Here is a 15,097-nt window from a genome sequence, read left to right as displayed (position 1 = left end):
TTGCTAAAATGAAAGCTATGAAAACACTCTACGATGTGCAACAATTTCTCAAACAGTTTGGTATCATTGTCTATATGGGAAAACGTCTCTATGACATTGAACTGATGAAGATCGAGTTATCGCGAATCTATGATGCAGGCTTGATGGACAAGCTGGACTATCTTGAAGCGGAGGCTGTTCTTCGCAGAGAGCACAAACTAGAATTAGACTATTTAGAAAAAAATGGAGATTAGGTAATATGGTAACTTGGGTATTATGGGGACTTATTGTAGCGATGTTGGCATGGATGGGATACAACTATCTTCGCATTCGTCGTGCAGCGAAAATTGTAGACAATGCAGAGTTTGAGTCTTTGATTCGTACAGGTCAGTTGATCGACTTGCGTGATCCAGCTGACTTCCACAAAAAACATATCCTTGGAGCTCGTAATATTCCTTCAAACCAATTGAAGACAAGTCTTGCAGCTCTTCGCAAGGATAAACCTGTCCTTCTCTATGAAAACCAACGTGCGCAACGTGTCACAAATGCAGCACTTTTCTTGAAAAAACAAGGTTTCTCAGAAATCTATATCCTCTCTTACGGATTGGATTCTTGGACAGGGAAGGTGAAATCTAATTAACAATGTGAAAAAACTTGTCACATATGTTTAATATAAAGTCTTGGCTTTTTATGGTATAATTGTTAGTATAAAATTTAAGGAGTTTTTTGAAGATGAAAGAAAAGAAAAAACCATCACTTGTTTTAGGTGTCCTATCTATCGTCCTTGGTTTGCTATCTCCAATCGTAGGTCTCGTTTTGGGGATCATTGGTCTAGTCTTGGCTAATTCACATCAAAAAGAATCTGAGCTTGATTACAAAACAGAACGAATTCTTAATATCGTAGGGATTGTAATTTCTGTAGTCAACTGGGTTGCAGGGCTCATTTTAATGATGCACTAATCAGGATTCTAACAAAAAAAGCTTTATCTTTAAAAGCTCAGATTGAAGACAAAGTCCTTGGAAGTCAAGTTTCTAAGGGCTTTTCTTTGTGTAAAGTCGTATAATAGAGGTAAGAAGAGTTGTGAGGTGTTCCCTATGTTTCACAAAGAAAAACCTGATTATAACCGTAAGCAATATGGTTTCTATACAATTGACGAATTGGTCCCAGAAGATCACTTTCTTCGACAAGTAGATTCAAAGGTTGATTTTGACTTTATTTATGACTTGGTAGAAGATACCTATAGTCCAGATAATGGTCGTCCTAGTCTTGATCCCGTCATGTTAGTCAAAATTCCTTTGATCAAGTGTTTTTATGGTATCCGTTCCATGCGCCAAACCATGAAAGAGATTGAAGTAAACGTAGCCTATCGTTGGTTTCTAGGACTAACTTTAGATGATAAGGTTCCTCATTTTACTACCTATGGGAAGAATTACAGCCGTCGTTTTCAAGATAAAGAACTCATTTCTGAGATTTTTTCACAAGTTCTCAACCAAGCTTTGTATGCTGGCTTAATTGATCCTTCTGAAATATTTGTGGATGGTACCCATATCAAAGCGGCGGCTAATAGTCACAAGTATCGTAAGGAAATGGTAGACCAACAAGCTAAATTTATGAGTGAACAATTGGCAGTTGAGATTGATTTAGATCGGAAAAAACACGAAAAAAAGTCCTTAAAGCCCGCAAAAGAAAGTGAGGCTAAGGAAAAGAAAATCTCAACGACAGATCCCGAATGTGGTTGGTTCCATAAGGGCGAACACAAGGAAGTATTTGCCTATTCTGCCCAAGTGGCTTGCGATAAGCATGGATGGGCCTTAGCTTATACGGTTGAAGCAGGAAATGTTCATGATAGCCAGGCTTTCCCTGCCCTATTTTCAAAGTTAGAACCTTTCTCTCCACGCTATATTATTGCGGATTCAGGCTACAAGACCCCAACTATTGCCCATTATTTATTAGAACGTAACATCATCCCTGTCTTTCCTTATACTCGTCCAAAGGGAGTAAAGGGGAACTTAAGACCTAGTAATTTTGTTTATGATGCAAGTCATGACTCTTATATTTGTCCAGAGAATCAAGTATTAAGCTATCGCACAACCACTCGAGAAGGCTACCGTGAGTATAAGAGTAATCCCAAAGTATGTGTTGCCTGTCCTTTATTATCCGTTTGTACCCAAAGCCAAAATCATCAAAAAGTAGTAACGAGACATGTCTGGAAAGATGCCCTTGAATTTTGTGAGGAGATTCGTCACCAAAGAGAAATGAAAGAGCTCTATAAGAAGCGCAAAGAAACAATTGAACGGCTCTTTGGGACGGCTAAGGAGTACCATAATTTGAGATACACTAGAGAGAAAGGAAAGTCCAAAATGGAGGATCAGGTTGGGCTTACTTTGGCGTGTTTAAATATCAAAAAACTGGTGAAATGGATAGAGACTATCCCTTTTTATTTTTCTCAAATTCAAATTTTTGGATAGATTAGTAGATGATGAGACAAACTATTTTGGAAAATACAAAAAGACAAACGCCAACAATGACGTTTGTCTTCGTTCTGAGCTTTATCTTTAAAAGCTTTTTTTGTTTTATCCAATTGATAAAACTAATTTTTATAGTATTATTCATTTGTATGAGTTTAAGGAGTTTTTAGAATATGCAAGAAAAGAAAAAAGCGTCACTTGTTTTAGGGATCTTGTCTATCATTCTTGGTCTGCTGTCGCCGGTGGTAAGTTTGATTTTGGGTATTATTGGTCTAGTCTTAGCTAACTCACATCAAAAAGAATCTGGGCTTGACTATAAGATAGAAAAAAATCTGTCCATCCTAGGGATTGTAATTTCTGCACTTCACTTTATTTTAGGTGTCATGGTATTTATACGCTAAATTAGATTTTAAAAAGCTTTATTTGTTTAAAGCTTTTTTTGTTTTATCCACTGTTTTCTAAGTAATTTTTAATAACCTGTAATTCTTCTTTGTTTAGAAGTCGGCAATCACCTTCTGCTAGTTCAGAGTCCAATATAAAATCTCCAAATTGAACTCGTTTAAGAGCAGTGACCTTGACACCAACAGAGAGGAACATTTTTTTGACCTGATGAAACTTTCCTTCAGAGATGGTGATAGTGGCTTGGCTGAGACTAAGGCTTGAGGATAAAATCTCAAGTTGAGCAGGTTTACAGATAGTTCCATCAAGAAAGACAATCCCATCTTTAAACTCTTGAATATGGTCGGGAGTTAGTGGCCCATTGACCTCTACTTGGTAAGTTTTATCGACATGGTATTGAGGATGGAGGAGTTGAAAACCTAGAGGTCCATTATCCGTTAAGAGAAGGAGACCCGTCGTATCCCGATCCAGACGGCCGATGGCGTAGAGTTGGTCAGACTGGAGATGCTGAGGAAGAAGGTCCATGACCGTTGGGAGTTTTTTATCCTTGCTTGCAGTTACGACTCCGTTTGGCTTGTGGAGCATGAGGTAGGTGTGTTCATATACTTGGATTTTTCTATCTTTGAAAATCAGCTCTTGCAACCCGGTATCAACATTCTGTGCAAGGGAACTAGCAGGGAGTTTATCAACTAAAATTTCTTTTTTCAAAAGAGCTTGTTTCATGGCCTTACGGCTGATTTTTTCCTGGGCTAATAATTTATCTAAACGCATACCAGCCTATCTTATCACAAGTCGGGATTTTTGAAAAGAGAAAGAAATTTTTTTGCAATGTCAAGCCAAGCGTGACAAATTAGTCCATATGGTTATCGAGAATCTTTTAAGTTATTTGGACTAGCTCGATAGTTTTTGGCAGATTTATAGCTAGGAATCTTTTGGATTTCTTTTTTTGAGTGGGTCAATGTAACGAATTCTTTCAAAAAGCTTCAATCCTTTCTGATGCATACTGATGCATAAATTTGAAATCAGAATTTGTATGAATAATTTTGATCAGAATAAAAAATAAACATATCCATCGTTTATTATAGAGTTTTGTAATTCTAGTATATTAGATGAACCTATCTTTTCTGTTAGGCTTCATTTTACAATAGGGGAATACAAAAATTCCTAAATATTGTAACAAAAAGGCGTTTTATACAAAAAATGGATTTACAAAGCATACAGATTTCTGATACAATGATAGTATGGGAGCGAGCACATGAAAATTTTGAAGTTTAGTTTATCACTAATTATAATAATTGTGGTGTTATTTTTAGGTTTAAAAGTCTTAGATGGCTTTGAACAGATGGCTGTGGAACAACATTCTCAAAACGCAGTTGAGAAGAAGTTTCATCAGAATCCAGATGTCTTTGCTTGGCTAACAGTTGAAGGGACTCGAATAGATTACCCGGTTGCTCAGCATCCAAGGGATGATGCTTATTACCTTTCTCATGATATAGATGGTGAAGAGACCTATTATGGCGCTATATTTACAGAGCTGGTTAACAAAAAAACATTTGAAGATCCTGTCACGATTATCTACGGACATGCTATGTTAGATGATTCGATGTTTGGGTCTTTAGATTATTTTGCGAAGCCAGCTTTTTTTAAGGAGCATGAACGTATTACGATTGACACCTTGACTCAACATTTTGAATATGAGGTGATGGCAGCTCACTCTTATACAGATGATCATCTTTTTCATACATTCAAATTAGGAAGTCGAGAAGGCCTCAGATATTATTTAGAAACATTACAGATAAGAACATCAGACTATGGGGGATTCTATCGTCAGATTGCTACTGATCCTCAAAAAGATCGATTTTTAATCTTATCAACCTGTGATGCTACTGGAAATGATCAACGATTTGTGGTTACTGCTCGTTTAAAAAGTGTTAAAGAAAGGACAAGTGAATAATGAAAATATTAAGACTCTCAAGGTTTTGGAGACTAGCTACTGGCTTACTGTTTTTAGGAGTGGGGCAACGCCTTCTATTTACAGGTGCGATTTCCCCTGTGATAGTCGAGGAAGGTTTATCACTCATTCTAACCTTATTCAGCCTACTATTTTTAATAATAGGAACAGTTCTTATTTTTCCAATAACAATCTGGTTTTATAGGCAGTACCGATCAGATAAACGTTTAAATCACACTATTCTGATTTACTTGTTTAGTGCAATTTTATGTGGCATCCTCATCGGAGGTTTGGGTCAAGTTTTATACGATCATACAAGTTTGGAATATGGCCATGTCAAGATTGCTATCTGGGCATTTACTACAATTGTACAAACTTTTCTTAAAGTAATCTTATCCTATAGTCTGGTTAGTATTTACAAAGCTTTACCAATTAAAAGTAGGGTAGATCAATTGCGACTACCTGTTCTGGTATCCATGCTTATTGTCGCCTTTTGTTTAGCTATTGCTGTTTGGTTCCCAATACTAGGTTCTTTCGTTTTATCCATCGGCGATGCTCTTATTTTAATTTTTACACTTTATTATTTTATTTATCTTACAAAGGAGAATGATGATGAAAAGACTGCGTAAGTCCATACAGTGGTTATTATTGCTGAGTTTGTTTGTTTCTAACATGCCGTTGATCTATGCGGAAGAAATAAACCAAGCAATTAAACAAGGCCAGGCTGAGGAAGCTTATAAAAAAGCTGTTACAGAGGCGAGTAGCCAGACTGTTAGTTCTGAAAATGCAAATACGGAAGGTTCGACAAGTGTTGACTCCTCATCAAAACCAGCAAAAGATGGTGGAGATGCCCTTCAACAGCCCAAAGTGATCAATGGAGAGAGTAAGGCAGAGGCAGAGCTGAAAAAACAATACGGGGCACCAGTAGCGGTTAGTGGGCAAGAACAACTGTTTCGGGTTGATGATACTCACTTTGTGACGCATATTGGTAGTGATATTAAAACCTATATTGATAAAGAAGGGGTAGAAGTTCCTGTAGATTTATCTCTCTATTCTTATCATGCTAATGGGAAGCATTATTATCTACCAAAAGAATCTCCAGTAGGAGTAGTTCTTCCGAGCGAAGTCAAAAAAGAGACTCCCATTGATATTACTCATAAGGATGATAAAATTTCTTTGTATCCGCTTGATAAGACATACGAACAAGCAACTGTAGAAAAGAATGCGATCTTATATAACAATGTTGATGGCAAAACAGATGTGCAATATACGGTACAGTCTAATGGAGTCAAAGAAGAAATCATTCTAGCCGAGTGGGGTGGGAAGAACTCCTTTACTTATGGTTTGGATGCATCTAAGTATGATGTTTCTTTGAAAGACAATCAAATCCTTGTCCGTGAAAAGGGGAAAACGAAGATCCTATTTGTACTAACTGCCCCAATGATGGTGGATAGTGCAGGCGCTACAAGTAATGCCTTAACTCTTGGATTGAAAAAAGGGGATGGACGTCATGAAGTGACAGTCACAGCTAGTAAAGAGTGGTTGTCTGATTCTGAACGTAAGTATCCTGTTCGGATAGACCCGACTGTAACAGTTCCACGAGAAAAAATTCTTGACATTGTTACCTCATCTGTACATGGACAATATCAAGGTTACTCTTATGGGTATGTTGGATATCTAACAGCCGAAATGATCGGAATGGCGGGTGTTCCAGGTGTTCGTGACATCGGGCGTGCAAGGATGTACTTTAAGATTAATTACGATTTTCAAAAGAGTATTCCTAAGGAAGCGCGTATTGATAGTGCGAGTTTAAATATCTATGAATACACTGCTCCAGATTCTCAATCAACCCAGTTTGCAGCTTATCGCTTGAAACAAGACTTTGATATTAATAACCTCACATGGGATACTTCTGTGGGCCTTGATATGGAAATCGCAGGAAAGAATGCGACCAGTGGTAAAAAGATTGGGATGCATAACTTTGATATCCGCGAGACTGTAAATGCATGGGTTCAAGGTTTGGAACCAAACTATGGTTTAGTTGTAGCTGCAACCGACGAAGGCTCAGACGGTGGTGCTTTCTATACAACTGAAGCGACGGCAGAAAATGCAGGACAGATTGGGTTTACTCCAGACAAGGCTCCAAGTTTGACGATTAATTGGTCCGTTCCAGATCCAGTTGATGTCAATTATCCAATAGGGAACACAACCATCAATCTTCGGACAATGGTGAAGACAGATAAGAAAGGAAAATTACAATTTCAGGGAGTCTTTGCGGATGGTCTGACAACGCCGGGTGCTCAGGTTGATTACAATCTTAGTGATACTGCGAAAGATTACAAGGGACAAAGCCCTGCAAGTTTTTCTTACAAATACCCTGATAGTAGTTCCTTTGATGCAGCATTTGAAAAAGGAACAACTAAATATAAAGACAAGCTCTCAAATTGGCAGACTCAGGTCCCTTTTACAGAACCTGAACTAAACAAGGTTTATACGATTGACGCAGAGAGTAAAAAGGATGGTCAGACCAGCGGTAAAAAATCAAGTGATACTTTCTTGATTTACAAAGTTACCCAGTTTGATACCCTTCCAAAGATTGCGACATACTATGGAGTACCACTCAATCAACTTGCTTACGATAATCGTATCCAAGATATGATGCTTGTCCAAAATAACACCCTATTTATTCGTAATCCAAGAAAGAATGCCGATAAACCTTATAATCCACCAGCTTTGACATCCAACACCAAGGCGGAAATAGACAGGCTTTTAATGGGGCGTGGCCTTCACTGTGAATTTGGATTTGAGCCAATCAATCTAAACACGGGGAATTTCTACCTAGATCGAACAGATGTTTCTATCACTGATGTTGACGGCAAATTTGAAATTACTCGCGCCTATAATTCTAAAGCAGCAGGCATCAATAGTCTCTTTGGACGTGGTTGGTCATTTGCCTTTAATGAACAGTTATCAAGCGATGAAGATCAAAATATCTACTATACTCGTACAGACGGTTCCATCCTGAAGTTTGCGAAGGATGGAGATGGATATCGTGCTCCAAGTGGCTATGACCTCACTCTCGAAGTAAAAACAGTTGAAACGAAGAAGGGTGACTTTGGCGGAGACGAAAAAGAAGACTATGATGTAAAGGAATACCGAATTGTTGATCACAATCATCAAGAGAAAACCTTTAACTATCACGGACTCTTAACGAGCCAGACGGATGAAAAAGGTAATAAAACAAGCTTTGATTATAATGAAAATTACCAGCTGACCAAGATCACATCTCCTACAGGCTTGGTTTATAGTATCACCTATAATACAGATGGCTATATTGGTGCGATTCAAATCCCTAATGGCTCAACTTTGACCTATGAATATGACACGAATGGTCATTTGATTACCTATACGGATGCGACGGGTGTTCCTACTCGTTATGAATATGACGATAAGGGACGTATGACAGCCTGGTATGATGGAAATGGTACCAAGGTTATCCAAAACGAGTACGATGAGGAAAATCGTGTCATCAAGCAAACAGATGGTGCAGGTGCTGTTTCAACTCTTTCTTATAGTGAAGGTCAGACAATCACTACCGATGGAAATGGCAATCAAACCGTATATACTTACGATGAGCAATATCGTACAACTGGCATTCGCTATGCAGATGGAACTAGTGTCTCAAAAACGTATGATGAAAACAACCGTCTGTCAAGCGTGACGAATGAAGCGGGGCAAACAACTCGCTACACCTATGACAGCAATGGAAACACCTTAACAGAAACGCGTTTCGACGGTGCGGTAAAAACTTCTAGCTATGATGAGAAGAACCATCTTCTGTCTCTCACTGACTTTAGTGGTGCATCAACAGCTCATACCTATGATGCAAATGGCAATCTAATCCAGACAACATTGCCAGATGGGTCTAAGATTACCTATACTGTCGATCAGCAAGGACGCATCTTGTCTACAACAGATGCGGCTGGTCATACAACTTCCTTTGCCTATCAAGGTGCGAATCTGGTAAGTCTTACCAATCCTTTAGGAGGCGTATCAACCTTTACCTACAATGCACACAATCAAGTCACTAGCATTACGAATCCTCTCGGTGGGACCAAGACCTTTACCTATGATGCAGAAGGGCGCAAGCTGAGCGAAAAAGATGCCGATGGTGTTGGGACGAGCCATACTTTTGATAAGGCAGGTCAAGTGACAGCTGTGACAGAAGGCAATGGTAACACGACTACCTTCACCTATGATGGTTTCGGCCGTAAAGTCGGTGCTTCGAATGGAGAAGGTGGAACCTATAGTTACACCTATGATGGTGTTGGAAACCAGCTTTCCGTGACTGATGCAGAAGGACACGCTACTAGCTATACATATGATAGCAAGGGTCGTTTCCTAACAGAAACCAATGCTTCAGGTCAAATGACTACCGTTACTCGTGATGCACTGGGTCGAATTATCACTCGAACCAATGAAGCAGGTAATAGTAGCAGCTTGACTTATGATGATAGAAACAATGCCGTTAAAACTATCACAGATGCTTTAGGTCAAGTTACTCAAAATACTTATGACGCGGCAGGAAATGTAACCTCAGTTTCTTATCCAATCGGTACAAAGGCAGAGACTACTTATGATATCATGGGTCGTGTGCTATCTTACACCGATGAAGCAGGTCAGACAGTGACATACACCTATGACAGTGTTGGAAATAAACTTAGCGAAACCAAACAGAAAAAGACTACCAGCTATACCTATGATGCATCGGGAAATGTGACAGGTGTGACTTACCCAGATGGTAGCAGTGTTTCATATGTGTTGGATGCGATGGGGAATATCCTGTCCATGACAGACGCCCTTGGAAAAGAAACGACTTATGAATATAGTAAGGCAGGGCGCCTGATCGCAACAACCAATGCCTTGGGTCACCGCACCAGCATGACCTATGATGCCAATGGCAATCAAAATAGTCTTACAGATGCGGCAGGCTATACTGCTAGCACGACTTATACAGGCCAAAATCAAGTTTCCAGTATTACAGATGGTTTAGGCAATGTCACTAAGATGGCCTACAACCAGATGGAACAGTTGACAGAATTGACAGATGCCTTGGGTGGTAAGACTCAGTATACCTATAATGAACTGGGCTATCCGATTCAGGTCACCGATGCCAATGGCAATGTCACTAATATGACCTATACCTCAACGGCTCAACTGGAAGAAGTGACTCTTCCAGACGGAACTACCGTAAGACAAGAATACGATGCCCTTGATCGTCTCATCAAGCAGACGCATTCTAGTGGTTTGGTAACAGAGTACAGCTACGATGCCGCCAACCGAGTAGTGAACAAAAAAGATAATCAGGATCTCAATGAGACCTACACCTACGATAAGGCAGGAAATCGTCTCACTTTAACCAACAGCTTGGGTGAGGTTACCCAATATAGCTATAATGGTGACAACCAACTGACTAAGGTGGTCTACGCAGATAAGACCAGCGAAACCTTTACCTATGATGTCATGGGCAATGTCGCAAGTTCAACAGACCAAGAAGGTAAGACCAAGACTTATCACTATGATCAAAACGGCAATCTGCTTAAGATCGTCGATCATCTAAAACGTGAAACCAAGTATAGCTATGATGCCCTCAACCGAGTGGTGACAGAGTCGGATGCCGATGGAAATACCTCTACTTACGAATATGATGTCCTTGGCAACCTCTCTAAAATGACAGATGCCAATGGCCATTCAAGTAGCTATGGCTATGATGCCAATAAAAAATTGGTACTCTATACAGATCCAAATGGTCAAGCGACAGCATTTAAGTATGACCCATTAGGACGAATCATCGAAACAGTAGCTCCGACAGGAAGCAAGCAAAGCTTCAGCTATGATGCTTTGGGGAATCGTTTGAGTGAAACAAGCGGCGAAGGTCATACAACGACTTATAGCTATGACAGTATGAACCGTGTCAGCAGCAAGAAACGTCCAACAGGTGGAGAGACTCAGTATGCCTATGATACTACAGGTAGCTTGGCAAAAGAAACAGATGCCAACGGTCATAGTACCAACTATGTCAATGACCTTTATGGTCGTGTGACCAAACGCACCTTACCAAATGAGGCAGCTTACACCTACGCCTATGATGCCTTGGGACGTCTCGCCAAGCAAACAGGTCCACAGGGACTATCGAAAACCTATAGCTATGATGTGTCTGGAAACTTGGTGCAAGAGACAGACCAATCCGATCGAAGCAATCACTATAGCTATGACAAGGTTGGCCGTCTCTTAACGGCTAAGAACGCCCTTGACCTTGAAACTAAGTATAGCTACGATGAAGCGGGGAATCTAGCCAAACTGACCAAGCCGTCAGGTGCTACAACCACCTTTGACTATACGACCCTCGATCAACTAAAAACGATCAAAACGCCAACTGGTCGAACAGTGGAATCAAGCTATGACCCAGTCGGTCAGGTGACCAAACGAACCATCAATGGCAAGCGCGAAACGACCTATACCTATGACCCGAATGGCAATCTCCTTGAGGAAACGAATCCTCTCGGTCAAGTAACCAAGCGGACCTATGATAGCCTCAATCGCCTCACCTCAGAAAGCGATGGGGCAGACCAGTGGACTAAGTATAGCTATGACCACGATAATCATCTCACGAAGATCACAGATGAAGCTGGTGGCGTCGCAAGCATGACCTATGATGCCAATGGCAACCTCACCAGTGTCACATCCGGAAGCAAGCGTGTCAAGACCTACACCTACGACCTAAAGGATCAGTTGCTTACAGCGACACAAGGAAGTGGAGAGAAGGCTTCTACCTCTAGCTATACCTACGACAGTGTGGGCAATGTCACTTCGGTTACGAATGGCAATGGCAAGGTCACAAGCTACAGCTATGACCAACTTTCCAATCTAGTGGAGCGCATGACCAGTCTTGGAGATAAGGAGACCTATACCTACAATGTCAATAACCAGCTCGAAAAAGTAACCAAGTCCGATGGGAAAACCATTAGCTATGACTACAACAAGCTGGATCAACTGCTCAAGGTGGAGTACTCTGAAAAACAAGAGGGTCAAGTCCTCTATACCTATGATGCGGATGGTCGTCGGGTGTCTATGAGTGACCTGACAGGAACTAGTCAGTACGCGACCAACGAAGAAGGCGAGATCACGGGTGTTCGTCAGGGAGATGGTAGCCTGATTCAGTACGAGTATGATGCTTATGGCAATATCTCGAAGATGATTTACCCAGATGGTAGTACAGTCTCTTATACTTACGATGAACTGGATCGTCTCACTTCCGTGACAGATGTCAAGGGACAAAAGACCAGCTATAGCTATAACACAGCAGGAGATCTGACAGAGGTTGACCGAGGAGATGGGACTAAGAGCTTCTTGACCTATGACAAGGCTCACCGTCTCACTGAACTCCGCCACATGGACAAGCAGGACAAACTCATCTCCAGCTACGGCTATGAGTATGATGATGGTGGCTACATTGCCAAGGAAACCATCAAGCAGGATGGCGAAACCCTAGTCCATACCTACACCTATGATACTCTGGGTCAAGTGGAAAACATGACCGTATCGGATGCATCTGGTAAGGAACTCTCCAAGCTCTCTTACACCTATGATCTAGCCGGTAATAAACTGACCAGCACCGAGACAGTCGATGGTAAGGAGAGCCAGACACGCTTTACCTACGATGACCATAACCGCTTGACCAAACTAGAAAGTCCAGATGGTACCATCACCTATACCTACGACAAGAATGGCAATCGCATCGCTTCTGAGAAAAACTCAGAGAAGCTAGACTATATCTACGACACAGAGAATCGCTTGCTTGCGATCAAGGACAAGAAGGGTCTACTCATGGCTGCGCTATACGATGGGGATGACAATCGTGTCTTCACTGCTAGTCGCAAGGAAGGCAAGAACACCTATCAACTCTTCCAACGTAAGCCAAAGGATACCAAGTCAGGTCGTAAGTCGCCATATACAGCCCCAAGTGGGGAAGAAAACTCCCTCTTCTGGTATGGATTTAGTCAGAATGTCCTCCAAGCCCTGTCTGCTCTACCGCAAACGATAGGAAGCATCTGGCACAGCATCTTTGACGATGTGTCGAGAGCCTATCACCAGAAAGTGGCTAAGGATCGAGCAACTAAGGAAGGGATTGTGGTCACCCCACCAGAACTCGGTAACTTACCGGGTCAGGGAGAAGTGACCTATGCCAGTCAGGTTCAGGATGTCCTGATCCCTTACACCACACGAGAGGATACCTACAACTACTACGAGGAACGCAACTATGTCAACGATGTCAATCGTGAACATACAGAAGTCCTCGAAACCTATGATCATGATGGCAAGGCTCGTGAGACCTATAGCTATGGTCAGGGTCGAGCTAGCTACCTCAACAACCAAACAGGTGACAGCTACAACTACTTGACTAACCAGTCAGGCTCTGTGACAGGCTTGACCAAGGATGGACAAGCCGTCGCATCAAGCAGCTATAACCTCTATGGGGCAAGAAAGACAAGCACAGACACGACAGGGAATCCATTCGCCTATAACGGCGAAGCTCGCGACGATACTGGACTTGACTATTTACGAGCAAGATATTATGATAGTCAGGGAGGTACTTTCTTAACCGAGGATAGCTACCCAGGGGAGGACACAGATCCCCTCAGCCAGAACCGTTACAGTTATGTGCAGAATAACCCCGTCAACTATACAGACCCAAGTGGGCACTTCTGGAACAGTATCAAAAAAGGCTGGAACTATGTTAAAAAGACAGCCTCTAATGCATGGAACGGTGTGAAAAAGGTTGCATCTAATACTTGGAATACTGTGAAAAGAGTGGCCTCAAACACCTGGAATGGTGTGAAGAGTTTCGCCTCCAAGGCTTGGAATGCGACCAAGAGTGCTTTCAACCACGCAACCAACTGGATCAGTACTCAATATAATCGCGCATCGAATTGGGTTGGCAGACAGTGGAATAAGGTTCAAACGGCCTACAATAGTGCCAGTGACTATGTACAACAGAAATACCAGCAAACAGTAGCTCAGATGGAAGCCAAGCGCCAACAAGTTGTTCGGTCTGCCTATGCCTTGGCAACAGGCTTGAGCTCTTCCCCAACCATCCGAGAAGGTATGAATCTCCTCCGAAACTGGGGAACAGCCTTGCAGAATACCTTGAAACATGTCTGTACAACAGCCGAACGGATCAAGAATCAAGTCGTTGATTTCGTGAAAAATGTCGACTGGAAGAAGGTTGCCATCGTGGCAGCTGCGACTGTAGCAGCAGTAGCTGTGTCTGTAGCCACTGCAGGAGCAGCGGCTCCTGTGGTAGCCGGATTAGTCGGAAGTGTCGGCTTGACTGGTTTTGGTGCGGCTGTCGCGACAGGTGTTGGTGTCGGAGTCATAGCAGGTGCAGCGGGTGGAGGAACCCAAGCCCTTGTTTCAGGTGCTTTATCAGGAAAAGATGGTAAGACTATCCTCAAAGATACATGGGAAGGTATCAAGGGAGGCGCGGTCACTGGAGCCTTTACAGGAGGTCTGACGGCTGGTCTCGGAGCAGCTAGTTCAAGTGTGACAAATGGTCTGGTGCGTCACGGGGTTGATACGGTAGGTGAAACCGTGATTGACACGATTAGTGATGCGGCTCAAGGAGGTCAGATCACTCCAACCAGCATTGGTACAAGCCTTTTCCTTAACGCAGTGACAGAAGGTGTAAGTAGCCGAACAGTTCGAGCTCCTAAAGCTGATGTGGCGACGACGAAGCCGAAATCAGGGGATGTACCAGTCACGAGACCACGCAAGGATGTAACCCCTGTACAGCAACTAGCATTGCCTGGGCCGACTAGTAAACCACTTGCCTTGCCGGCACCAGATCCTGTGTTAGCTTTACCAGCGCCTAAAACTACAGCTAAACCGGATTTTTATGTAAAGCCTTCAGGAGATACGATACCGGCTACTAGCCCCTACTCATATTTGCAAGATTCTAATTATGTTGGCGTTGGTAAGAAATTTACTGCTACTCAAAAAGAAGCTATTATAAAAGAGAATATGGTAAGAAATGGTGGAGTAGTTCGCTCAGATTTATCTGGAGAAATTTTATATAGACCTCAAAAAAGTCAAAAAGGTGTTACACCTAATCCCAACGAGTGGCAAATAGATCATATTATTCCTAGAACAAAAGGCGGTTCTAATAGTTATGCTAATGCACAGGTTCTTTCTAGATATGAGAATCGAATGAAATCTGATTATTATTCAGGAGGTGATTGA

9 protein-coding genes are annotated in these 15,097 nt (G+C 41.8%); 8 read left to right on the top strand and 1 reads right to left on the bottom strand.

All coding sequences use genetic code 11. The annotated features are described in order from the left end of the window. The first annotated feature begins 8 nt into the window (after window positions 1–8). The 5 genes from QM917_RS00280 to QM917_RS00260 all read left to right on the top strand — a co-directional run bounded on the left by QM917_RS00280 (window position 9) and on the right by QM917_RS00260 (window position 2,849). Window positions 9–233, top strand: a complete 225-nt coding sequence (locus QM917_RS00280; protein ID WP_000646475.1) for a YqgQ family protein — start codon at window positions 9–11, stop codon at window positions 231–233. 5 nt (window positions 234–238) lie between these two features. Then, window positions 239–619 (top strand): rhodanese-like domain-containing protein, encoded by a 381-nt coding sequence (locus QM917_RS00275; RefSeq protein WP_153225496.1) that lies wholly within the window; start codon window positions 239–241, stop codon window positions 617–619. Window positions 620–711: 92 nt separating this feature from the next. Next, window positions 712–939 (top strand): hypothetical protein, encoded by a 228-nt coding sequence (locus tag QM917_RS00270; RefSeq protein ID WP_000660082.1) that lies wholly within the window; start codon window positions 712–714, stop codon window positions 937–939. A 135-nt stretch (window positions 940–1,074) separates the two neighbouring features. Continuing rightward, a complete protein-coding gene (locus QM917_RS00265; protein WP_414284240.1) occupies window positions 1,075–2,448 on the top strand; it encodes an IS1182 family transposase in 1,374 nt (457 codons plus the stop codon). 173 nt (window positions 2,449–2,621) lie between these two features. After that, window positions 2,622–2,849: a DUF4190 domain-containing protein gene (locus QM917_RS00260; RefSeq protein ID WP_153225054.1), complete on the top strand. Its 228-nt coding sequence runs from the start codon at window positions 2,622–2,624 to the stop codon at window positions 2,847–2,849. Window positions 2,850–2,892: 43 nt separating this feature from the next. On the opposite strand, the gene QM917_RS00255 is transcribed toward QM917_RS00260, so the two are convergent. After that, window positions 2,893–3,618, bottom strand: a complete 726-nt coding sequence (locus QM917_RS00255) for a 16S rRNA pseudouridine(516) synthase (protein WP_414284238.1) — start codon at window positions 3,616–3,618, stop codon at window positions 2,893–2,895. A 484-nt stretch (window positions 3,619–4,102) separates the two neighbouring features. On the opposite strand from QM917_RS00255, the gene QM917_RS00250 reads away from it, so the two are divergent. From QM917_RS00250 to QM917_RS00240, 3 genes are read left to right on the top strand one after another with little or no spacing between them, the layout of a single operon-like run. Next, a complete protein-coding gene (locus QM917_RS00250) occupies window positions 4,103–4,801 on the top strand; it encodes a class B sortase (RefSeq protein WP_248035283.1) in 699 nt (232 codons plus the stop codon). Further along, window positions 4,801–5,427 (top strand): hypothetical protein, encoded by a 627-nt coding sequence (locus QM917_RS00245; protein ID WP_248035281.1) that lies wholly within the window; start codon window positions 4,801–4,803, stop codon window positions 5,425–5,427. The genes QM917_RS00250 and QM917_RS00245 overlap by 1 nt, the downstream gene beginning before the upstream one ends. Continuing rightward, window positions 5,408–15,097 (top strand): DUF6531 domain-containing protein, encoded by a 9,690-nt coding sequence (locus QM917_RS00240; RefSeq protein WP_414284236.1) that lies wholly within the window; start codon window positions 5,408–5,410, stop codon window positions 15,095–15,097. The genes QM917_RS00245 and QM917_RS00240 overlap by 20 nt, the downstream gene beginning before the upstream one ends.

The organism is Streptococcus infantis (assembly GCF_047460685.1).
GTDB classification, from domain to species: domain Bacteria; phylum Bacillota; class Bacilli; order Lactobacillales; family Streptococcaceae; genus Streptococcus; species Streptococcus infantis_AD.
The sequence above is the reverse complement of the archived record's forward strand: the minus strand, read 5'-3'. Positions and strand labels throughout refer to the sequence as shown.

Coding starts and splice junctions, on each gene's coding strand:
- QM917_RS00280 (WP_000646475.1), top strand. CDS start 9: ATGAAAGCTATGAAAACACTCTACGATGTGCAACAATTTCTCAAACAG.
- QM917_RS00275 (WP_153225496.1), top strand. CDS start 239: ATGGTAACTTGGGTATTATGGGGACTTATTGTAGCGATGTTGGCATGG.
- QM917_RS00270 (WP_000660082.1), top strand. CDS start 712: ATGAAAGAAAAGAAAAAACCATCACTTGTTTTAGGTGTCCTATCTATC.
- QM917_RS00265 (WP_414284240.1), top strand. CDS start 1,075: ATGTTTCACAAAGAAAAACCTGATTATAACCGTAAGCAATATGGTTTC.
- QM917_RS00260 (WP_153225054.1), top strand. CDS start 2,622: ATGCAAGAAAAGAAAAAAGCGTCACTTGTTTTAGGGATCTTGTCTATC.
- QM917_RS00255 (WP_414284238.1), bottom strand. CDS start 3,618: ATGCGTTTAGATAAATTATTAGCCCAGGAAAAAATCAGCCGTAAGGCC.
- QM917_RS00250 (WP_248035283.1), top strand. CDS start 4,103: ATGAAAATTTTGAAGTTTAGTTTATCACTAATTATAATAATTGTGGTG.
- QM917_RS00245 (WP_248035281.1), top strand. CDS start 4,801: ATGAAAATATTAAGACTCTCAAGGTTTTGGAGACTAGCTACTGGCTTA.
- QM917_RS00240 (WP_414284236.1), top strand. CDS start 5,408: ATGATGAAAAGACTGCGTAAGTCCATACAGTGGTTATTATTGCTGAGT.